Source organism: Streptomyces sp. NPDC099050 (assembly GCF_044759865.1).
Classification (GTDB): domain Bacteria; phylum Actinomycetota; class Actinomycetes; order Streptomycetales; family Streptomycetaceae; genus Streptomyces.
The window spans coordinates 33,079-54,572 of sequence record NZ_JBIWAE010000031.1 but is presented as its reverse complement, the minus strand read 5'-3'; the positions used below and the strand labels follow the sequence as shown (position 1 = coordinate 54,572).

Sequence of the window (21,494 nt, the reverse complement as noted above, 5' to 3'; positions counted from 1 at the left end):
CGTCACCCCCCTCTCCTCGCGCCCACCCCGCGTTCCGAGGAATCGGAGCAGTACGCGGTCGGCGTCGACTTCGGCACGCTGTCGGGCCGCGCCGTGGTGGTGCGGGTTCGCGACGGTCAGGAACTGGCCGCGGCGGTCCACCCCTACCGGCACGGCGTCATCGACCGATACCTGCCGCGAGGCGGTGCGCCACTGCCTCCGGACTGGGCCCTGCAACACCCCCAGGACTGGCGGGACGTACTGCGTCACGCCGTCCCGCAGGCCCTGGCGGCGGCGGGGATCGATCCCGCCGCGGTGATCGGCATCGCCACCGACTTCACCGCCTGCACCGTCCTGCCCACGCTGGCCGACGGGACTCCCCTCGCCGAGACCGAGCTCGCCGGACGGCCGCACGCGTGGCCCAAGCTGTGGAAGCACCACGCCGCCCAGTCGCACGCCGACCGCATCAACGAACTCGCCCACGCCCGAGGGGAGAAGTGGATCGCCCGCTACGGCGGCCGGATCTCCGCCGAGTGGCAGTTCGCCAAGGCCCTCCAGGTCCTGGAGGAAAATCCGCTCGTCTACGACAACTGCGCGCGGTGGATCGAGGCCGCCGACTGGATCGTGTGGCAGCTCACCGGAACCGAGTCCCGCAACGCCTGCACCGCCGGATACAAGGGCATCCACCAGGACGGCGCCTACCCGAGCGAGGAGTACCTGGCCGCGCTGAACCCCCGGTTCGCCGACTTCGCACGCACCCGCCTCGAGTTCCCCCTCTCCGCTCTGGGCTCACGAGTGGGCTCGCTCAGTACGGAGGCGGCAGCGTGGACAGGGCTGCGGCCCGGCATCGCCGTGGCCGCGGGCAACGTCGACGCGCATGTCACCGCGGCGGCGGCGCAGGCCGTCGAGGACGGACAACTGCTCGCCATCATGGGGACGTCCACCTGCCACGTCGTGAACGCCCCCGTCCTCGCCGACGTCCCCGGCATCTGCGGTGTCGTGGCCGGCGGGATCGTCGAGGGGACCTACGGCTACGAGGCCGGCCAGAGCGCGGTCGGCGACATCTTCGCCTGGGTGCTGGACCAAGGCGTCCCGCCGGACTACCTCGCCGAGGCCGCCGAGCGCGGCGAGGACCTGCACGCCCTGCTGACCCGGAAGGCCGCCGGCCAGCCGGTCGGCGGACACGGACTGGTCGCCCTCGACTGGCTGAACGGCAACCGTTCGGTCCTCGTCGACCACCACCTCTCCGGAGTCATCGTGGGTCTCACCCTCGCGACCCGCCCCGAGGACGTCTACCGCGCACTGCTCGAAGCCACCGCGTTCGGCACCCGCGTCATCGTGGAGGCCCTGGAGGCGGGCGGCGTACCGGTCCACGAGTTCATCGTCGCCGGCGGACTGGCCAAGAACGAACTGCTGATGCAGATCTACTCCGACGTGCTGCGCCGCCCCGTCTCCCTCGCCGCGTCCGACCAGGGCCCCGCCCTCGGGTCGGCCATCCACGCCGCCGTGGCCGCCGGCGCGCACGCCGACGTACGGACGGCCACCGCCGCCATGGGCCGCCGGCTGCCGGCCGTCTACTTGCCCGACGCCCATCGGGCCGACGCTTACGACGCCCTCTTCGCCGAATACCGGCTCCTGCACGACCACTTCGCCACGGGTGGCCTGCTGCACCGCCTGCGGCACATCCGCGACACGAACCACACTGCGGGCTGACCCTCGCCCCGCCCCCGTGCCCGTTCCCGAATCCCCACCCGCGAGCCGCCCTCACCAGCGCTGCGGGACGTCACCTTCAGGAGTCCATGTGCCCAGCCGAACATCCCCCGCCCAGGAGATCTGGTTCCTCACCGGCAGCCAAGGCCTGTACGGGGAGGAGACGCTGAAGCAGGTCGCCGAACAGTCGCTGCAGATAGCCACCGCGCTGGGCGACGCCTCCGGCATTCCCGCGCGCGTGGTGTGGAAGCCGGTACTGACCGGCGCCGACGCCATCCGCCGGGTGTGCCTCGACGCGAACGCCGACGACCGGTGCATCGGACTCATCGCCTGGATGCACACCTTCTCGCCGGCGAAGATGTGGATCGCCGGACTGGACGCACTGCGCAAGCCGTTGCTGCACCTCCACACCCAGTCGAACGTGGCCCTGCCCTGGGACACCATCGACATGGATTTCATGAACCTCAACCAAGCCGCCCACGGAGACCGCGAGTTCGGGCACATCCAGACCCGTCTCGGCGTACCCCGCAAGACCGTGGCCGGCCACGTCACCGATCCGGTGACGAGCGCACGCGTCGCGGTCTGGGCGCGGGCGGCCGCCGCACGATCCGAACTGGCCACCCTCAAGGTCGCCCGCTTCGGCGACAACATGCGCGACGTGGCCGTCACCGAGGGCGACAAGGTCGAGGCCCAGCTGCGCTTCGGCGTCTCCGTCAACACCTACGGCGTCAACGACCTGGTGGAGGTCGTCGACAGCGCGGACGAGACCGAGGTGGCTGCCCTCGTCGAGGAGTACGCCGACCTGTACGAACTGGCGCCGGCGCTGCGACCGGGCGGCGAACGGCACGACGCGCTGCGTTACGCGGCCCGCATCGAAGCCGGCCTGCGCACCTTCCTCGAAACGGGCGGCTTCGGGGCCTTCACCACCAACTTCGAGGACCTGGGCGGACTGCGCCAGCTGCCCGGCCTCGCCGTACAGCGGCTCATGGCCCGGGGGTACGGCTTCGGAGGAGAGGGCGACTGGAAGACCGCCACCCTGCTGCGCGCCCTCAAGGTGGCCGCCGCCGGCCTCCCGGGCGGCACCTCCTTCATGGAGGACTACACCTACGACCTGACACCCGGCAACGAGCTCATCCTCGGCGCGCACATGCTGGAAGTCTGTCCCACCATCGCCGCCGCCAGGCCCAGCTGCGAGATCCACCCCCTCGGCATCGGCGGGCGGGAGGACCCGGTGCGCCTGGTGTTCGACGCGGCCCCCGGCCCGGCCGTGGTGGTCGGACTCGCCGACCTCGGCGACCGCTTCCGCCTGATCGCCAACGACATCGACGTGGTGGCTCCCCCGCACCCGCTGCCCGCCCTGCCCGTTGCCCGCGCGGTCTGGCGGCCCCGCCCCGACCTGCGGACCTCCACCGAATCCTGGCTGACGGCCGGAGGACCGCACCACACCGTCCTCAGCACCGCCCTCACCTCCGACCACCTCGACGACCTGGCGGAAATGCTCCGCCTGGAACTCGCCCTCATCGACGAGACCACCACCCCGAAGCAGTTCCGGCGCGATCTCCGCTGGAACCAGGCGTACCACCGGCTGGCACTGGGGCTGTGAACCGCTCGAAGCCCGGGGCGTCCCGCCGTCACCGGTAACGACGCGGCCCGGGCTTCCGGGCGAGCGGGTGACGGATGGACGCGCAGAGGCCGGGCAGGCCCTTGCGGGCTGCCCGGCCTCGTCGTACACGGAGCTGCCGGGCGCCGGGCCGTGCCGGGCGCCCTGGCACGGTGCCCCTTTCCGGTCACAGCACCGGTCAGCGGATGGGCAGGCGGGTGGGGTCGGCGATGATCTGTTGGACCGTCGACCATGCCGCGCCCAGGACCGGTCCGCGGCGCCCCAGGGCGGAGGGGCGTACCGCCTCCGGGTTCCAGGGCCGGACGGTGACCCGGGCGGCCAGTTCGGCACGTACCGACGGGAGGAGCCAGTCGGCGAGTTCGGCGTAGGCGCCGCCCAGGACAAGACCGTCCGGGTCGATCAGGTTCACCGCCGAGGTCAGGGCGAGGCCCAGGGCCCGGCCCGCGCGGTCCAGGGCACGCAGGGTCGCCGCGTCCCCGGCGGCTGCCCGCTCGGCCAGCAGGGCCACCGGGTCGCCTACGAGTCCCAGCCCGGCCTCGCGCAGCACGGCCGCTTCGCCCGCGTACTGCTCCAGGCAGCCGCGTGCCCCGCAGGCACAAGGGGCGCCCTCCGGGTGGACGGGCAGGTGGCCGAGTTCGCCCGCGAAGCCGCGGGCGCCCCGGAACAGCTGCCCGCCGATCACCAGTGCGGCACCGATTCCGGCCTCCGCCGAGACGTGTACGAAGGTCTCGGCCGGGTTGCCCCGGTGCCACTGCTCGGCCAGCGCCCCGAGGTTGGCTTCGTTCTCCGGCTCGGGCGCGGTATCGGGGTCGGGCCAGTGGTCGGCGGGGCGCACTGCCTGCCAGCCGAGGTTCGGCGCGTTCGCGACCAGCCCGCTCGGAGCGTTCGGCACCACCCCCGGCACGGCCAGGACGCGGCCCTCGACGCGCAGGCCGAGGGCCGCGGCCTCGGACTCCGCTTCGGCGCCCAGCGCGGCGGCCTCCGCCAGCACCTCTGCGGCCGGCCGGCCCGCGTTGGCCCGCTCCACCCGACGCCACACCCGGGGTTCACCGCGCAGGTCCACGACGCACGCGGCGAGATGGGTGACGCCGATCTCCAGGCCGAGGCCCGCGGGACCCCGATCGTTCAGGGCCAGCGCCCGTCCGGGGCGGCCGACCCGTCCGCTGGGCGCGGTCTCCGTCTCGGTCAGCGCTCCCCGGCCGATGAGCTCGTCGACCATGGAGGAGACAGCCGGCCTGGTCAGGCCCGTGTGCCCGGCCACGTCCGCCCGGGAGAGCGGTCCGTGCGCGGCGACCACGCCGATCACCACCGCGAGGTTCCGACGGCGCATCCCCTGCTGCGAGGCGGGCGCGGCCTCCGCGCCCCCGCTCGCCCTGCCGGTCCCCGTCATCGGCCCGACCCTCCTATCGCTCTCCCGGCGGGACCTCCTGCAAGGCCCGCGCCCGCCGCAGCGTACTGGTGATCCGTTCGAGCGTGTCGTCGTCACGGCGTACGGGCTCCAGTACCCGGCCCTCGGCGGTCCGCCAGCGCCGCGCGACGGTGTCGGCGGGCTCGCCGGTGAGCAGTGCGGCGGCCTGGGCTGCGGCCCCGAGCGCGACCAGTTCCCGGGCCTCGGGCACCTGGACCGCTCGGCCGGACAGCCGCAGGACGGTCCGCTGCCAGGCCCTGCCACGGGCTCCGCCGCCGATCAGCAGCAGGGGTTCGTCGGGGGCGGGGCTCTCGCCCCCGGCGCGCAGTACGTCGTCCAGGGCCGCGAGCAGGGCGTGGGCGGCGCCGTCGTAGGCGGCCTGGAGCAGCCGGCCCGGCGTGGTGTCGTGGCGCAGGCCGTGGACCAGGCCGGAAGCGCCCGGGAGGTCCGGAGTGCGCTCGCCGTCCAGGTAGGGAAGCACCACCACCGTGCCGCCTCCCTCGACGTCCTCGCGGTCGCGGCCGACGAGGGCGGCGAAGCGGTCGACGGCGAGGGTGCAGTTGAGCGTGCAGGCGAGCGGGAGCCAGCCGCCGAGGGCATCGGCGAAGCCGGCGACGGTTCCGCCCGGGTCGGCGGGCCGGGTCCGGCCGACGGCGTAGACGGTGCCGGAGGTGCCGAGGCTCAGCACCGGCCGCCCGGGAGTCAGGCCCAGCCCGAGGGCGGCGGCCATGTTGTCGCCGGTCCCGGTGGCCACCAGTGCGCCCTCGCGCAGCGGCATCCCGGCCCGGACGACGCCCGCCCGGGCGCCCGGCGCCAGGACCTGCGGCAGCAGCCCGGAGTCGAGGCCGATCCGGCCGAGGACGTCCCGGTCGTAGCCGTCCGGGCCCCACCAGCCGGTTCCCGACGCGTCTCCGCGGTCCGTCACCGCCTCACCGGTCAGCCGTTCCGTCAGGAAGTCGTGGGGAAGCCGGACGGCCGCGACGCGGTCGGCGGCGGCACGCTCGTTCGCGTGCAGCCACGCCCACTTGGCGGCCGTGAAGGCGGCCGTGGGGACGCTTCCGGTGCGGCGGGCGAGCTCTGCCGTGCCGAACGCGGCCGTGAGTTCGGCGGCCTGCGGGGCGGAGCGGACGTCGTTCCAGAGCAGTGCCGGGCGCACCGGCCGTCCGGCCGCGTCGAGGGTGACCAGGCCGTGCTGCTGGCCGGCGATCGAGCAGGCGGCGGCGCGGTCCGCCCAGCCGGTGCCGGCCATGGCCTCGCCGAGCGCCCGCCACCACTGTTCGGGGTCGCTCTCGCGGCCGGGGCCCTCACTGACGGCGTGTGCGGCGCGGCCCTCGCCCACGACGGCGCCCGTGTCGATGTCGACGGCGAGGGCCTTCGTGGACTGGGTCGAGCTGTCGACACCGATCACGACACGCTGAGCAGACATGCGTTCCTCCGGCGGGGTTCCTTCTGGCGTCTCGGCATACTAATTTGTTTTTCGCCATTACAAATAGCCCTCGGCCCAGATCCGGAGCGCCTCATGACCAGCGACCCGCTCGTCCCCACCCCCGCGCACAAGTTCACCTTCGGCCTGTGGACCGTCGGCTGGCAGGGCCGGGACCCCTTCGGCGACGCCACCCGACCCGCCCTCGACCCCGTCGAGACCGTGGAGCGGCTGGCCGAGCTCGGCGCCTACGGCGTCACGTTCCACGACGACGACCTGATCCCCTTCGGCGCCGGCGACGCCGCCCGCGAGCAGGCGGTCAAGCGCTTCCGCACCGCACTCGACACGGCCGGGCTGAAGGTGCCGATGGCCACCACCAACCTCTTCACCCACCCGGTGTTCAAGGACGGCGCCTTCACCGCGAACGACCGGGACGTGCGCCGGTACGCGCTGCGCAAGACGATCCGCAACATCGACCTGGCCGTGGAACTCGGCGCCTCGGTCTACGTCGCCTGGGGCGGCCGCGAAGGCGCGGAGTCGGGCGCGGCCAAGGACGTGCGCTCCGCCCTCGACCGGCTGAAGGAGGCCTTCGACCTGCTGGGCGAGTACGTCGAGAGCCAGGGATACGACCTGCGCTTCGCGATCGAACCCAAGCCCAACGAGCCGCGCGGCGACATCCTGCTGCCCACCATCGGCCACGCCCTGGCGTTCATCAACGAGCTGGAGCGGCCCGAGGGGGTCGGCCTCAACCCGGAGGTCGGCCACGAGCAGATGGCCGGGCTGAACTTCCCGCACGGCATCGCCCAGGCCCTGTGGCACGGCAAGCTGTTCCACATCGACCTCAACGGCCAGACCGGCATCAAGTACGACCAGGACCTGCGCTTCGGCGCGGGCGACCTGCGCCAGGCCTTCTGGCTGGTCGACCTGCTGGAGTCGGCCGGCTACGACGGCCCCCGTCACTTCGACTTCAAGCCGCCGCGCACCGAGGACTCCGCCGGCGTCTGGGCTTCGGCGGCCGCCTGCATGCGCAACTACCTGCTCCTGGCGGAGCGCGCCCGTGCCTTCCGGTCCGATCCGGAGGTCCGGGCCGCACTCGCCGCCTCCCGACTGCCCGAACTCGCCCTCCCCACCGCCGAAGACGGCCTGGCCGGCCTCATGGCCGACCCGTCCGCCTTCGGCGAGTTCGACGTCGACGCCGCCGCCCGCCGCGGCATGGCCTTCGAGCAGCTGGACCAGCTCGCCCTCGAACACCTCCTCGGCGCCCGCTGAGCCGGTGTACCCAAGAGCCGGGCCGTGGCGTTCCACGGCCCCGCTCCCCTGCGCCCGGCGCGGGTGGGCCCGAAGGGTGGGCGGCGGGAGAAGCACCCACGTCGGAGGGTCGTGGACACGATCTTCTACGTGGTGCGGACCGGCTGTGCCTGGCGGTAGTTGCCGAAGGAGGAGTTCCCGCCGTGGCCGACGGTGTACTGGTACTTCACGTGGTGGCACGACGACGGCACTGTCGAGCGGATCCACGACGCCCTGCGCGGCCTGGTCCGCGAGGCCGACGGCAGGAGTGCCGAGCCGAGCGCCGGGCTGATCGACTCGCAGTCCGTGCGTACGGCCGACACCGTCCCGGTCACTACCAGAGGCTTCGACGCGGGAAGGAAGGTCAAGGGCCGTAAGCGGTTCATCGTCACCGACACCCTCGGTCTGCTCCTGGCTGTGCATGTGGTCGCCGCGAACATCCAGGACCGCGATGGCGCCAAGCACACGCTGCTGTGGACTCGCCTCGACCATCCGGGAGTTCAGAAGATCTGGGCGGATCAGGGCTTCGCCGGCCGCCTGGTGGAGTGGACCCGCACGATCCTCGGCCGTGAGCTGGAGATCGTGCGCAAGGCCCCGGACCAGCGCGGGTTCCAGGTCCAGCCCAAGCGGCGGGCAGTCGAGCGCACCTTCTCGTGGATCACCGCCCACCGCCGCCTCGCCCGCGAGAACTCTGCACGGCATTAATGGGGTGGACGCTTACGTCCACCCCTTTAATGCTGTTCGGCTTGGCCAGCTGGTCAGTTGGTCAGTTGGTCAGGCGAAACGTGGCGTCGTTGCGCGCGATCGCGGTGGTGATCGGGTCGAGCTTGAGCTGGTAGTCGCTGTGGCGGATGTAGCGGTCGGGGTAGTTGTAGGACCGGAAGGAGCTCCACGTCGAGGACGCCAACCCGGCGACTTGGCGGAACGTGGCGTCGGCCTGGAACTGCGTGGTGCCGTCGTAGGAGGCGAGCACGAAGTCGTAGTTGACGTGCCGCAGGTAGTAGCCGGGGTAGTTGACCGACTCGAACGACACCGCCGAGGAGTCGGCCAGGCCGGGCATGATCCGGAACTGGGAGTCCTGCAGCGGGCTGACGTTCGGGTCGATGCCCACGTCGAAGTTGGCGTGGCGCACGTAGCGGTCCTGGAAGTTGAACGACTGCAGGCGGTTGACCGGCCTCACGCCCCACTTGGCCAGCACGCGGCTCTCCTCGGCGGCGGTCAGGCTCATGATGCCGCCGTGGCGCTTGAGGGTGCTGCCCAGCGCGTAGTCCGACACCGTGCGGAAGTTGTTCGTGCTGCCGAGGTTGGTCGACGTCAGCGGCATGTAGCCGCGGCCGGTTTTGAACTGGTCCAGCCACAGGCCCCATTCGTTGCGGCCGTTGACAGGCATCCACATCGGGCCCTCGACCACGTTGCCGTCGTCCGCCCAATCGTTGGAGATGCCCATGTGGGACAGGTCGCCGATCCGCGTCCACGAGCCGAGGATCGAATTGCTGCCCTCGATGGTGATCTGCCCGTCGGCGGAGGCGCGGTAGTAGCGGAAGCCGCCGACGCTGGTGGGCGACTCCACGATCTGGGTGTCGATGATGCCCTGGCCCGCGCCCCGGTCGATGTAGAGCGTCGGCGCGGTGACCGTCCGGAAGTCGGTGGTCCGGGTGTAGTAGATGCGGTGCTTCTTGACGCCGTCGAGGGTAGCGTTCGTCGCCCAGTAGATGACGTAGTCACCGGTCGCCGGGTCGAAGATCGCCTCCGGTGCCCACGCGTCACCCGCGCCGGAGATCGCGCCGGCCACGTCGAGCAGGCGCGGCGCCGACCAGTTCACCAGGTCCGTGGACTCCCAGACGACGAGCTGGGTGCTGCCCCGGTTGGCCGCGTCGCTCCACGACGTGCCGCTCGCCATGCGCAGGTCGGTGGCGATGATCCAGAACTTGTCGCTGTTGGGCGAGCGAACGATCGCCGGGTCGCGCACCCCGCCGGTGCCCACGGTGGACAGCAGGACCGGAGCGTCGTTGTTCAGGTCGTTCCAGTGCAGGCCGTCGCGGCTGTGGGCGAGGTAGATCTGCTCACCGGTCGTGCTCTCACCGGTGAAGTGCACCATCAGGTAGCCGGTGAACGGGTCCGCTGCGGACGCGCGGTCCACGGCGAACAGGACCTGGGCGCTGATCATCAGGACCATCGCACCCAGCATCGCGCCGATCCGCGACAGTGTTCGTTTCACGGGTTCTTCTCCTCGCATCAGAGGGTGGGGACGATCGGGGTGATGGTGCCGTCGACGTTGAACGTCATGCGGTCGACGGTGACCTCACGGTTGGTGCCGTTGCCACCTGGCACGGCGAACCGGTGGTAGGCGATGTACCAGGTGTCGGTGCCGGCGCCCGCACCACCGAGTGGTGACCGGGGCCCTTGATGCCGAGCTCCAGTTGCTTCTGGAGCACGACACCGCGTTTCGGTCAGCAGGTGGAGTCGCCCACGCCGTGAACCGCTCGTCCACCCGTCGGCGGACCGCACCACATCGCGATCACCGTGGATCAGGCGGGTCAGCGCTGCAGGGTGAGCAGACCCGGCCGGTACGGCAGGTTCGCGTAGGAGGTGTTCGGCGGTACGTCCTTGAGGAGGCCCTGGTAGAGGAACTGCAGGTTGCAGGGATCGATGGTCATGGTCTGGTCGGGGTTGTCGCGGACCAGGTCGCCGTGGCTGACGCCCTGGGCCCAGTCGGAACCACTGTTGGCCTGGCCCGCGAAGGGGCTGCTCTCGCTGCCGGCCTGGACGGTCCACGGACCGTTCAGGCCGGAGGCGGTGAACGAGCGGAAGTAGCGGTTCGAACCCTGCGCCTCGACGATCATGAGGTACTGGTTCTGGCCCTTGACCTTGTAGACCTCCGGCGCCTCGAACAGAAGGTTCGTCGTGTCGCTCATGACCGTCGTGTACGAGGAGCCGAAGTTGCCCGGGAAGTTCCCGATCGGCATGCTCGCCCGGTAGATCTTGCCGTTGTCACCGGCGAAGAACAGGTACATGTTCTGGTCGTCGGCGATCATGGTCGGGTCGATCGGGCCGCCTTCTTCGCCGGCGGGGAGGCTGCCGGTGAACAACGGCTGCCGGGCGGACCAGCCGTTGGGGTTGGTGGGGTCGCTGGACGTGCGGTAGTAGAACGGCCACTGACCCCACTGGTCCACCATCACCCAGAGGTTCTTGGGCGCGAAGTAGAACAGTTCGGGCGCCACCGCGGTGTCGTTCATCCGGGTCTGGGTGGCCGTCGCCATGTCCGACCAGTTCGTGAAGGGACTGAACCCCGTCGAGCCCCACGACGTTCCGTTGGAGGTGGTCCCGTAGACCAGGTGCTTGCCGTTGTACTTCACGGTGGTGAAGTCCTTCAGCGCGACCTGCCCGTTCGCCGGCTGCGCCAGCGGAGCCGACGAGGTCCACCGGTAGGTCGACGGAAGAGCGCACGTGCCGGTGCCCGTGTCGGCGACGGGGACGAGCTGCCACTGCTGGTTGGCGCCGCCCCAGTCGGCGTACTGGACGATCTTGCCGCCGTCGGCGGTGGAGGCGCTCTGGACCTCGAGGGCCTTGTTGCTGTGGCGGTTCAGGAGGCGGACGTAGCCGTCGGCGGAGTCGGCGAGGCGGAACTGCTGGTTGGTCGCATTGAGGTCGCTCCACTGGAGGACGTCGGTGCCGTCGGCCGAGGACCAGTTGTAGTTGTCCAGGACCTTGCCGGAGTTACGGTTCTGCAGGCGGTAGTAGCCGCTGCCGGAGTCCAGGAAGCGCCACTGCTGGGCTTCGTTGCCGGTCCGGGTCCACTGGACGACGGGCGAACCGTTGGCGGTGGCGAAGTTGTAGTCGTCCAGCGCCTTGCCGCTGTTGCGGTTGACCAGGACGTACCACTTGCCGGTGTCGACCGAAGCCGCCGAGGCGGACGACGGGTTCACCATGGCGAGGAAGCCGGCCACGAAGACCATCGAGAGCAGGGCGGCCATCCGCGGCCGCCATCCTCGCCGTGAGGTGCGTGGAGCTGTACCAAGAGCGTTCATCTGCACCCTCCTAAAGGTGACTTGGGCAGGGGTCGGTCCTTCTCGGTGCGTGCGGACCGGGCACGGCACGTCCGAGGCGGCGGCAGGACGTGACCCCTGCGGGGTGGGGGGCACCGGCTCTACGGCACATTGTTAGCGCTAACAACTTGAAGGTCGAACATCCGGCGCGTTGCAGGGAGAAAAGCACGGGACATGAGGGACCGTCAAGCACCCCGTCGTAACATGCCTGCTACCGAGGCGTCACCAGAATCTGCTCCTGTCAGTGTTGTTGACGGCACCGACGTGAACGCTCACACCCTTCGGCGCAGGCGACAGTCAGCCTGACCCTGTCGGTGATCTTGATGGTCGCGGCCAGGTGCCGAGGAGTCGCCAGGACCGCGGCCGGGGCATCCCCTGCTGGTCCAGGAAGGTCTGGAAGGCGGTCGGTTGTCTCGATATGGAGGTTTCCTCGGCCGGCGTTCGGCTGCCGAGTCGTTCGATGTTGACGGCGACAGCCGTGAGTACGTGATGCAGGTGGGCTTCGGGCCGTCCCCGGCAGCGGGAGCGACGCATGCCGTGTCCGTGAGCGGACTCATCGATGGCGCCCTCCACCCCGGAGCCGATCGCGCAGCGGGCCGCCCCGCGTCGAACTGGCCACGATCCTGGCCTACGGGACAGCACGGCCCGTCTCGGCTGACGCCTCGGCACCCTTGAGGTGTACGAGGAGGAGGAGTTGACCCGGACGACTTCGAGAGCCCCGATGCGTACACGATCATCGAACGACGACCGCCGTGGGCGAGCGGCTGACCACCCGCTGATCGCCCGGTCTTGACACCCCTCCTGCCCCCTCCTAGATTCCCGTTCGGCATTCAGAGTCAGGTCCGATACATCGAACTTCGACTCTCGGTCCCTTGCCCGTTCCGATGCGGAGCATCCGCTTCTCCTTGATGGCCTCTTGCAGACAGAAGCGACAAACACTCTGGCTGCTCCTGCACATGCCGAGGGATACCTAGATCACCCCCTGCACGGCTCGTCCTCAGAAATGTTAACGCTAACACTTTGATTCTCGGCCCCCCACTCGTGAGGAAGCTGATCGCGTATGTCCTGGCTCCAACACCCCCACAGCCGCCGGAAAGTCATGGCGGTCACCGTCGGCCTGGTAGCGGGCGCCACGCTGCCGGCGATGCGCGCGGCGGCGGCCCCGACGGCCCAGCAGGAGCGGTTCACCAACCCTGTGATCTGGCAGGACTTCGCCGACCTCGAGGTCATCCGCGTCGGCGACACGTACTACTACACCGGCTCGACCATGCACTACTCGCCGGGCGCGCCCGTCCTGCGCTCCTACGACCTGGTCAACTGGGAGTTCATCGGCCACTCGGTGCCGGTCCTCGACTTCGGCGACGCGTACGACCTCAACGGCGGACGGGCGTACGTCGGGGGCATCTGGGCGTCCTCGATGCGCTACCGCCCCAGCGACAAGACCTTCTACTGGCTGGGCCAGATCGGCTGGCAGCGGTCGTACGTGTATAGCGCCACCGATGCTGCGGGCCCCTGGACCCGGCACGCCGTGATCGGCAGCATCTACTACGACGCGGGGCTGCTCTTCGACGACGACGGCACCCCCTACGTGGCGTACGGCGCCAACGAGATCCGCGTCGCGCAGCTCTCACCGGACATGCGCACCGAGGTCAGGTCCCAGCACGTGCTCACCAAGCCCGCCGAGTTCGGCCTGATGGAGGGCTCCCGCTTCTACAAGATCAACGGGAACTACTACATCTTCGTCACCCGCCCGGCCGACGGCACCGCCGGGCAGTACATCTGGAAGTCCACCTCAGGCCCCTTCGGCCCGTACGAGATGCGGGAGGTGCTGTGGGACCTGTCCCGCCCGATCCCCGGCGGCGGCGTGCCGCACCAGGGCGCGCTGGTCGACACCCCGAACGGCGACTGGTACTACATGGGCTTCATCGACGCCTATCCCGGCGGCCGCGTCCCCGCCCTGGCCCCGGTCACCTGGAACGCCGAGGGCTGGCCCGAGCTCCAGACCGTCGACGGCGCGTGGGGCAAGACATACCCCTACCCGGTCACCCCGCACCCGCTCCCGCCGATGACCGGCGCCGACACCTTCCGGGGGCCGGCGCTGGCGCCGTACTGGGAGTGGAACCACAACCCCGACACCGCCGCGTTCACCGTCGACAACGGGCTCACCCTCAGGACCGCCACCGTCACCAACGACCTCTACAACGCCCGTAACACCCTCACCCGCCGTATCCAGGGCCCCGCCTCCACCGCGACCGTCGTGCTCGACTGCTCCGGGATGGCGGACGGCGACCGGGCCGGGCTGGCGATGCTGCGCGACTCCTCCGCCTGGATCGGCGTCACGCGGCAGAACGGCGTCAGTAGGCTGGTGATGTTCGACGGCCTGGCCATGGACGCCCGCTGGAACACCAGCGGCACCGGCACCGAGCAGGCCCGCGCCGACCTCCCCGCCTCCGGCAGCCGCGTCTGGCTGCGCGCCACCGCCGACATCAGCCCGGGGCCGGGCCGCCAGGCGGCGTTCTCCTACAGCACCGACGGCACCACCTTCACACCGCTCGGCCCGGCCTTCACCATGAGCCGGGCGTGGGAGTTCTTCATGGGCTACCGCTTCGCCGTCTTCAACCACGCCACCAAGGCCCTCGGCGGCAAAGTGCGGGTGGAACGCTTCGAGTTGAGCGCGTGCGCGCCGGCGGCTCAACCGGGCCCTGTGGACACGAACGCCTGGTACGTCATGGTCAACCGCAACAGCGGCAAGGCACTGGACGTGGCGGGCGCGAGCTCCGCGGACGGCGCCGCGCTCACGCAGTGGGCCCGATACGACGGGACCAACCAGCAGTTCCAGTTCGTGGACTCCGGAGGCATCGCGGAGAAAGAAGATCCCCGCGCCGTCGTTGCCTCAACGGCGATCCGAGCAGACCCTTGACGGCATATTTGTGAGCGTTAACACTCAGGTAACGCCAGGCCGGAGCCGCCGCGAACCCGGACTTCACACAGTACGAGGAACGGCTCCCGGCCGGCCCCGCTCGACCGCTTCCGGTTTCTCCCGACCGGGTCGCACCGTGCCGGTCGCGGAACATCACTGGAGGAACTGTGCGGAAGCTTTCAGCGGGCCTTGTCACCCTGGGTCTGACGCTGTCGCTGGCAGCCTGCGGCCAGAGCGCCAACGGCGCGGGCGAGGGTGGGGCCGACGGGGGCGGCGGGGAGGCCAAGGGCGGCCCCGTCGGCATCGCGATGCCGACCAAGTCGTCGGAGCGCTGGATCAATGACGGCAACAACATGGTCAAGGAGTTCCAGGCCAAGGGTTACAAGACCGATCTCCAGTACGGCGACAACGTCGTGGAGAACCAGGTCTCCCAGGTGGAGAACATGATCACCAAGGGCGCCAAGCTGCTGGTGATCGCCGCCATCGACGGTTCCTCCCTCACCAACGTGCTGCAGAAGGCCGCCGACGCCCACGTCCCCGTCATCTCCTACGACCGGCTGATCCGCGGCACCGGGAACGTCGATTACTACGCGACCTTCGACAACCACAAGGTCGGCGTCCTCCAGGGCAGTTACATCGTCGACAAGCTCGGTCTCAAGGACGGCAAGGGCCCGTTCAACATCGAGCTGTTCGCCGGCTCACCGGACGACAACAACACCACGTTCTTCTTCAACGGTGCGATGAGCGTCCTCAAGCCGTACATCGACGACAAGAAGCTGGTCGTGCAGAGCGGCCAGACCTCCTTCACTCAGATCGCCACGCTGCGCTGGGACGGCGGCCTCGCCCAGTCCCGGATGGACAACCTGCTGAGCAAGTCGTACACCGCCGCCCGCGTCGACGCCGTGCTCTCGCCGTACGACGGCATCTCGATCGGCATCATCTCCTCGCTCAAGGGCGTCGGCTACGGCACCGGCCAGCCCATTCCCGTCGTCACGGGCCAGGACGGCGAGCTGGCCTCGGTGAAGTCGATCATCGCGGGCGAGCAGACCCAGACCGTCTACAAGGACACCCGCCAACTGGCCAAGTCCGCAGTCCAGATGGGCGACGCGCTGCTGACGGGCGGCAAGCCCGAAGTCAACGACACCAGCCAGTACAACAACGGCTTCAAGACCGTACCGGCGCAGCTGCTCCAGCCGGTCAGCGTCGACAAGGAGAACTACCAGAAGGTCCTGGTGGACAGCGGCCAGTACACCGCGGACCAGCTCAAGTAACCCACGCAGCCCGACCGACGGGTCCGGCGGCGATGAAACGGCGGTGCGACTCCCGCGGGACCGCCCCGCACCGCACCGCCCCGACGATACGGATGCACAACCATGGCCCGACCCGTTCTCGAGATGCGGTCGATCAGCAAGACGTTTCCCGGTGCCAAGGCCCTCTCCGAGGTCAACCTCACCGTCGCCGCAGGTGAGGTGCACGCCGTCTGCGGTGAGAACGGCGCCGGCAAGTCCACGCTGATGAAGGTACTCAGCGGGGTCCACCCCCACGGCGGCTACCAGGGCGAGATCTACTTCGAGGGCGAGCCCTGCAGGTTCCGGGACATCCGGGCCAGCGAGCAGCACGGCATCGTGATCATCCACCAGGAACTCGCGCTGGTGCCCTACCTGTCCATCGCCGGGAACATCTTCCTCGGCAACGAGCACGCCACCCGGGGCGTCATCAGCTGGCACAGGACGCTGACCCACGCCGCCGCACTGATCCGGCAGGTCGGACTCGACGAGAGCCCTCACACCAGGATCGCCGATCTCGGCGTGGGCAAACAACAGTTGGTCGAGATCGCCAAGGCGCTCGCCAAGAAGGTCAAGCTGCTCATCCTGGACGAGCCGACGGCCGCCCTGAACGACGAGGACAGCCGCAAGCTGCTCGACCTGATCCTCGAACTCAAGGCCCAGGGCATCTCCTGCATCCTCATCTCGCACAAGCTGAACGAGATCGCCCGGGTCGCCGATGCCGTCACCATCCTGCGCGACGGGCGGACCATCGAGACCCTCGCGATCGGTCCCGAGGGCATCTCCGAGGAGCGGATCATCCGCGGCATGGTCGGCCGCGACCTGGAGCACCGCTACCCCGAGCACACCTCAGAGATCGGTGAGGTCGCCTTCGAGATCGAGGACTGGAGCGTCCAGCACCCGATCGACCACCGGCGCAAGGTGGTCGACAGCGTCTCGCTCAACGTCCGTCGAGGCGAGATCGTCGGCATCGCCGGCCTCATGGGCGCCGGCCGCACCGAACTGGCCATGAGCGTCTTCGGCCGCTCGTACGGACGGTGGACCGGCGGCCGGGTGCGGCTGGACGGCCGGGAGATCCGTACCCGGACGGTGCCGGAGGCGATCGGGCACTGCATCGCGTACGTGACCGAGGACCGCAAGCAGCTCGGCCTCAACCTGGGTGACGACATCAGCCGGAACATCTCTCTGAGCGCCCTCGGCAAGGTCGCCCGGCGGGGCTGGGTCGACCGGCACGAGGAGGCGAGGGTCGCCGAATCGTTCCGGCGGACCATGAACATCAAGGCCCCCTCGGTGTTCGCGCAGACCGGCAAACTCAGCGGCGGCAACCAGCAGAAGGTCGTCCTCAGCAAGTGGATCTTCGCCGGGCCGGAGGTGCTGATCCTCGACGAGCCCACCCGGGCATCGACATCGGCGCCAAGGCGGAGATCTACACCGTCATCGCCGAACTCGCCGCCCAGGGCAAGGCGGTGCTCGTCATCTCCTCCGAACTCCCCGAACTCCTGGGCCTGTGCGACCGGATCTACACCATGGCCGAAGGCCGGATCACCGGTGAGGTCAACCGCGCGGAAGCCACCCAGGAATCCCTCATGCGGCTCATGACCATGAGCGCGGCATACCCCGACAAGCAGGTGTGAGGCATGGCCCAGACCAAGACCACCCCAGACACCACGCCCCGCACACCGGAGCCCGGCCGACGACCGTCGGCCGGTGCCGTACTGGCCCGGGCGCTGCGCGGCAACCTGCGCCAGTACGGGATGCTGCTCGCGCTGGCGCTGATCGTGCTGCTGTTCCAGTTCTGGACGGGCGGCATCCTGCTCCAGCCGCTCAACATCACCCATCTGATCCAGCAGAACGGCTACATCCTCATCCTGGCCATCGGCATGATGATCGTCATCATCGCCGGGCACATCGACCTGTCGGTCGGTTCGCTCGCCGCCTTCGTCGGGGCGGCCGCGGCGGTGATGATGGTCAAACACCACGCGCCGTGGCCCGTGGCGCTGGTGGCCGCGCTGCTGATCGGGGCTCTCGCCGGAGCCTGGCAGGGGTTCCGGATCGCCTATCTCGGAATCCCCTCGTTCATCGTCACGCTGGCCGGCATGCTGCTCTTCCGCGGTGGGACCCAGATCCTCCTGCAGGGACAGTCGGTGGCCCCGTTCCCCAAGGGCTTCCAGAACATCAGCAGCGGCTTCCTCCCCGCGGTCGGCCCCCACACCAACTACCACAACCTCACCCTGCTGCTCGGCTTCGTGGTGTTGGCCGTCGCGATCCTGCAGGAGGTGCGCGGACGGCGGCGGGCCGCCTCGTACGGGCTGGAACCGCTCCCGGCCGGACTGTTCCTGCTGAAGCTCGGCGCGATCACCACGGCCGTGGTGGCCTTCACGCTGCTGCTGGCCAGCTACCACGGGGTGCCGATCGTCCTCCTGATCCTCGGCGTCCTGCTGGTCGGCTTCGGATACGTGATGCGCAACTCGATCCTCGGCCGGCACACCTACGCCATCGGCGGAAACGAGGCGGCGGCGAGGCTGTCCGGGGTGAAGAGCAAGCGGGTCGTCTTCCTGGCCTTCGTGAACATGGGTGTCCTCGCGGCCCTGGCCGGGATGGTCTTCGCCGCGCGGCTCAACGCGGGTACGCCGCAGGCCGGCATCAACTTCGAGCTCGAGGCGATCGCCGCCGCCTTCATCGGCGGCGCCTCCGCGAGCGGCGGTGTGGGAACCGTCATCGGCGCGCTCACGGGCGGTCTGGTGCTGGGCGTACTGAACAACGGCATGTCGCTGGTCGGCGTGGGTACCGACTACCAGCAGGTGATCAAGGGCCTGGTGCTGCTGGCGGCGGTCGGCTTCGACGTCTACAACAAGCGCAAGGCCGGAGCCTGATCCCTGCCCCTGCCTCTGCCCCTCCTCGATGCCGCCGCCCGCACGAGGAGGGGTGCCCCGCCTACCGGGAGCACGCCTCCCGCAGCTCCGCTCGCGCGTCGACGGTCCGCTCGAAGAAGGCTCGTGCTTGAGGAAGGAGACGTCGTACTCATGACCCGGGTACGGCGGGATCGGCTGAGCGGCCTGCCAGCTCCGGTCGTCATGCCCGCACCTCCGCGGGGCGGTTGGCGACCCTGGTCACCCAGTGGTCGGGTTCGGAGTCCTCGTCGCCGGTCAGGACCCGCCGCGCGCCTGCTTCCCACCGTCGGCAACCTTTTCGCGTCCTGCGGCGACTAGGCAGTGCACCTCGACTCGGATCTTCGAACGGACGGACATGCAGACTGCACGGCAGGCCGCGCGGCAGCGCAGGCACAGACACAGGCTGATGCTCGGTACAGCGGTGATACTGACCGCCGCGGGCGTCCTCTTCTGCCTGGTGACGGCCATGCTCCCCGGCCCCACGGCCGGGGCCGGCGCCGGGGCCGACGTGGCCGCCCCCGCCGCCACCCCTGCGGGAGCCGCGCCCTCGGCCCCGACGAGCCCAGCGCCCCTGGCGGCCGGGTCGCGTGCCCCGGCGACCCCGAGCGCGAGCGCCGCCGCAACCAGCGCGGCGGCGGCGCCCCCGCCAACGGCGAAGAAGACCCCACCGGCGGCGTCCACCCCGGCGCCCTCGGCAGGACGTATCCGGCCGGGTACCACCTACAAGGGCGTCGCCACCGCCTACGCCGCCGCCGACGGCAACGGCGCCTGCCTGTTCGGCCCGAGCGACGACCTCATGATCGCGGCGATGAACACCACCGACTACGAGTCGTCCAGGGCCTGCGGCGCGTACGTGCGCGTCCGCGCCGCGAACGGCGCCTCGATCACGGTCCGGATCACCAACGAATGCCCGCTCCCCTGCGCGCCCGGACAACTGGACCTCAGTGAACAGGCCTTCGCGAAACTGGCCGAGCTCAAGGTCGGCCGTATCCCGATCACCTGGAGCCTGGTGAGCCCCCGCACCTCCGACACCCTCTCCCTCCGGTACAAAACCGGGTCCAGCGCCCACTGGTGCGGCATCCAGGTGATCGACCACCGGAATCCGGTCGCACGGCTGGAGGTACGCACCGGCAAGGGCTGGCGGAAGCTGCCCCGTACCGACTACAACTACTTCCTCTCCGCCGACGGCGGTGGGTGCGGTGGCGCGATGAGGATCACCGACATCTACGGAGAGCGGCTGACGGTCGACGGGACCGCGCTGCTGCCCAACGTCGCACAACCGACCCGGGTCCAGTTCGCCGCGCACTGAAACCGCACCGCAGGGGGCGGAGCCGGGTACGCCGCATCGGCGCGCCCCGGTCAACCGGGCACTGGTACGCTGCCGCCCGGATGTTAGCGCACACATTTTCGGAGAGGACGACCAACGGACATGGTCCTCGATGACGCGTCCGCGGAGTTCCACGACTTCTTCGAACGCCACTACGCCGAACTCGCCCGGTTCGCCCATCTCCTGACGGGCGAGGCGGACGGCGCCGACGATCTGGCCGCGGACGCCCTGATCGCACTGTGGCAGCGCTGGGACCGGCTGCGCCGGGCCGAGTACCCACTCGCCTACGCCCGTGGCGTGGTCGCCAACCTGGCACGGTCGCGGATCCGCAGCACGGTGCGCGAGCGCCGCCGGATCGCCCTGTTCTGGTCCCGCGGTGCGGAGCCGTCGCACGGTCCGGACGTGGCCGCCGTGGTGGACGTGCGGACCGCTCTCGCCCGATTGCCGTTCCGGAAGCGGTCGTGCGTGGTCCTGCGGCACGCCTTCGACCTGTCGGAGAGGGACACCGCTCTGGCGCTCGGAATATCGGTCGGTACGGTGAAGAGCCAGACCTCGAAGGGGATGGCCGAGCTGGAACGGATGCTGGGCAGCACAGGAGCAGCCGGGGAACTGTTGGCGGGGAGGAGGAGCCGTTGAACGAGGAACTCACCGGGCGGCTGCGCGCGGCCGCCGAGGCCCACCAGCCCGACCGTGCCCGGATCCTGGCACGCGTGGAACGCGGCACGTCCGGCGCCCCCGTCCGCCACCGCGAGTCCTCGGGTGCGAGGCCCTGGCCCAGGATCGCGCTCGCTTCCCTGGCAGCGGCCGGCACTCTGGCGGTCGGCGGCTTCGCCGTCGCCGCCATCGTCCAGTCCCCGCCGGCCCGGCCGGGCGTCTCGGCCACCCCCGCCGCGCCGTCGGCGCCGTCCGGGACGCCCCGGTCGACACCCTCGGCGCCGGCTACACCGTCGGCGCCCGCCACCGGCCGCCCGACCACGCCGGACCGTTCGTCCCCGGCGGGACCCAGCCCTTCTGCGTCCGGCTCCTCAGGCGGCCCGGCCCGGCCCGGCGGAACGCGCGTCCAGGACGGGTCCCTGTCGTCGGCCGGCTCCTTGGGCACGAACGGCAACAGCTTCTGGGCGCAGAGCAACATCACCCTCAAGTCCACCCAGCCGCTTACCGCACTCACCGTGGAACTGCGCATCGCGCAGACCGGCGCAGTACGGAGCACCGGCCACTGGCGGACTCTGCCCCCCGAGGATTTCACCGTCACCGTGCAGAACGAGGGCGGAGCAGTGGTCTACCGCTGGATCCTCAAGCCGGGCCGCACGGTACCGGCCGGACAGCATGTCTTCGCCGGCCAGTACAACCACGCCGCCGGCGCACGCGAGGTCGAGCACGACGGCTACCGCGTCGACGCCGACGGCCCCCGCGGCGCCCTCTCGGTGTGGGGCGGTTTCACCCCGCCACGATGAGGCCATGCCCGCAGTCCTGGGCGAAGCCACCCAGGACTGCGGCGCGTTCGTCCAGATGTCCGGCGCTCGCGCCCCGGGACGTCTCGCCTGCGCTCGGCCGGGCCATCGCCCTGACCCGGCGAGAAGCCGGCCGCGGGCTTGC

14 protein-coding genes and 3 pseudogenes are annotated in these 21,494 nt (G+C 70.3%); 12 read left to right on the top strand and 5 right to left on the bottom strand.

Annotation, left to right across the window (positions count from 1 at the left end; all coding sequences use genetic code 11):
* Positions 1-54 precede the first annotated feature (54 nt).
* Both araB and araA read left to right on the top strand, forming a co-directional pair.
* Positions 55-1,692: pseudogene (araB, locus tag ACIQV3_RS35670) on the top strand (ribulokinase); the annotation flags it as partial.
* A gap of 88 nt (positions 1,693-1,780) precedes the next feature.
* Positions 1,781-3,292 (top strand): L-arabinose isomerase, encoded by a 1,512-nt coding sequence (gene araA / locus ACIQV3_RS35665; protein WP_403720051.1) that lies wholly within the window; start codon positions 1,781-1,783, stop codon positions 3,290-3,292.
* 196 nt (positions 3,293-3,488) lie between these two features.
* Here the strand turns inward: araA and ACIQV3_RS35660 are convergent, their stop codons facing one another.
* Together ACIQV3_RS35660 and xylB are read right to left on the bottom strand one after the other, a co-directional pair.
* Positions 3,489-4,700 carry an ROK family protein gene (locus tag ACIQV3_RS35660; RefSeq protein ID WP_403720049.1) on the bottom strand — a complete coding sequence of 404 codons (1,212 nt, stop codon included), beginning with the start codon at positions 4,698-4,700 and terminating at the stop codon, positions 3,489-3,491.
* A gap of 13 nt (positions 4,701-4,713) precedes the next feature.
* The gene (gene xylB / locus ACIQV3_RS35655; protein ID WP_403720046.1) at positions 4,714-6,144 is read right to left on the bottom strand and encodes a xylulokinase; all 1,431 of its coding nucleotides are present in this window, start codon (positions 6,142-6,144) and stop codon (positions 4,714-4,716) included.
* Positions 6,145-6,237: 93 nt separating this feature from the next.
* Here xylB and xylA point away from each other — a divergent pair, with 93 nt between their 5' ends.
* From xylA to ACIQV3_RS35640, 3 genes are read left to right on the top strand one after another with little or no spacing between them, the layout of a single operon-like run.
* Complete coding sequence (xylA, locus tag ACIQV3_RS35650; RefSeq protein WP_403720043.1) at positions 6,238-7,410, top strand: xylose isomerase; 1,173 nt, start codon at positions 6,238-6,240, stop codon at positions 7,408-7,410.
* A 24-nt stretch (positions 7,411-7,434) separates the two neighbouring features.
* The gene (locus ACIQV3_RS35645; RefSeq protein WP_403720041.1) at positions 7,435-7,569 is read left to right on the top strand and encodes a transposase; all 135 of its coding nucleotides are present in this window, start codon (positions 7,435-7,437) and stop codon (positions 7,567-7,569) included.
* Entirely contained in the window at positions 7,570-8,133 is a 564-nt protein-coding gene (locus ACIQV3_RS35640) for an IS5 family transposase (RefSeq protein WP_403720038.1), read from the top strand.
* Between the two features lie 61 nt (positions 8,134-8,194).
* Here ACIQV3_RS35640 and ACIQV3_RS35635 read toward each other — a convergent pair whose 3' ends face one another.
* From ACIQV3_RS35635 to ACIQV3_RS35625, 3 genes and pseudogenes are all read right to left on the bottom strand, one after another.
* Positions 8,195-9,646 carry a glycoside hydrolase family 43 protein gene (locus tag ACIQV3_RS35635; RefSeq protein ID WP_403720036.1) on the bottom strand — a complete coding sequence of 484 codons (1,452 nt, stop codon included), beginning with the start codon at positions 9,644-9,646 and terminating at the stop codon, positions 8,195-8,197.
* 17 nt (positions 9,647-9,663) lie between these two features.
* Positions 9,664-9,875, bottom strand: a pseudogene (locus tag ACIQV3_RS35630) (family 43 glycosylhydrolase); the annotation flags it as partial.
* 90 nt (positions 9,876-9,965) lie between these two features.
* Positions 9,966-11,402 carry a non-reducing end alpha-L-arabinofuranosidase family hydrolase gene (locus ACIQV3_RS35625; RefSeq protein ID WP_403720035.1) on the bottom strand — a complete coding sequence of 479 codons (1,437 nt, stop codon included), beginning with the start codon at positions 11,400-11,402 and terminating at the stop codon, positions 9,966-9,968.
* A 1,132-nt stretch (positions 11,403-12,534) separates the two neighbouring features.
* On the opposite strand from ACIQV3_RS35625, the gene ACIQV3_RS35620 reads away from it, so the two are divergent.
* The 7 genes and pseudogenes from ACIQV3_RS35620 (at position 12,535) to ACIQV3_RS35590 (ending at position 21,352) form a co-directional block, all read left to right on the top strand.
* Entirely contained in the window at positions 12,535-14,394 is a 1,860-nt protein-coding gene (locus tag ACIQV3_RS35620; protein ID WP_403720030.1) for a family 43 glycosylhydrolase, read from the top strand.
* Between the two features lie 167 nt (positions 14,395-14,561).
* Positions 14,562-15,665, top strand: a complete 1,104-nt coding sequence (gene chvE / locus ACIQV3_RS35615; RefSeq protein ID WP_403720026.1) for a multiple monosaccharide ABC transporter substrate-binding protein — start codon at positions 14,562-14,564, stop codon at positions 15,663-15,665.
* A gap of 102 nt (positions 15,666-15,767) precedes the next feature.
* A pseudogene (gene mmsA, locus ACIQV3_RS35610) lies at positions 15,768-17,314 on the top strand (multiple monosaccharide ABC transporter ATP-binding protein).
* A 3-nt stretch (positions 17,315-17,317) separates the two neighbouring features.
* A complete protein-coding gene (mmsB, locus tag ACIQV3_RS35605; protein ID WP_403720024.1) occupies positions 17,318-18,553 on the top strand; it encodes a multiple monosaccharide ABC transporter permease in 1,236 nt (411 codons plus the stop codon).
* Between the two features lie 424 nt (positions 18,554-18,977).
* The gene (locus ACIQV3_RS35600; protein WP_403720021.1) at positions 18,978-19,880 is read left to right on the top strand and encodes an expansin EXLX1 family cellulose-binding protein; all 903 of its coding nucleotides are present in this window, start codon (positions 18,978-18,980) and stop codon (positions 19,878-19,880) included.
* Positions 19,881-20,000: 120 nt separating this feature from the next.
* The gene (locus ACIQV3_RS35595) at positions 20,001-20,534 is read left to right on the top strand and encodes a SigE family RNA polymerase sigma factor (RefSeq protein ID WP_403720019.1); all 534 of its coding nucleotides are present in this window, start codon (positions 20,001-20,003) and stop codon (positions 20,532-20,534) included.
* Complete coding sequence (locus tag ACIQV3_RS35590) at positions 20,531-21,352, top strand: hypothetical protein (protein ID WP_403720016.1); 822 nt, start codon at positions 20,531-20,533, stop codon at positions 21,350-21,352. The genes ACIQV3_RS35595 and ACIQV3_RS35590 overlap by 4 nt, the downstream gene beginning before the upstream one ends.
* Positions 21,353-21,494: the final 142 nt, after the last annotated feature.

Bases quoted from the DNA above. Each gene is read 5' to 3' on its own strand.
- ACIQV3_RS35625 (WP_403720035.1), bottom strand. From the start codon at position 11,402: ATGGCCGCCCTGCTCTCGATGGTCTTCGTGGCCGGCTTCCTCGCCATG.
- xylB (WP_403720046.1), bottom strand. From the start codon at position 6,144: ATGTCTGCTCAGCGTGTCGTGATCGGTGTCGACAGCTCGACCCAGTCC.
- ACIQV3_RS35595 (WP_403720019.1), top strand. From the start codon at position 20,001: ATGGTCCTCGATGACGCGTCCGCGGAGTTCCACGACTTCTTCGAACGC.
- ACIQV3_RS35620 (WP_403720030.1), top strand. From the start codon at position 12,535: ATGTCCTGGCTCCAACACCCCCACAGCCGCCGGAAAGTCATGGCGGTC.
- ACIQV3_RS35660 (WP_403720049.1), bottom strand. From the start codon at position 4,700: ATGACGGGGACCGGCAGGGCGAGCGGGGGCGCGGAGGCCGCGCCCGCC.
- ACIQV3_RS35600 (WP_403720021.1), top strand. From the start codon at position 18,978: ATGCTCGGTACAGCGGTGATACTGACCGCCGCGGGCGTCCTCTTCTGC.
- mmsB (WP_403720024.1), top strand. From the start codon at position 17,318: ATGGCCCAGACCAAGACCACCCCAGACACCACGCCCCGCACACCGGAG.
- xylA (WP_403720043.1), top strand. From the start codon at position 6,238: ATGACCAGCGACCCGCTCGTCCCCACCCCCGCGCACAAGTTCACCTTC.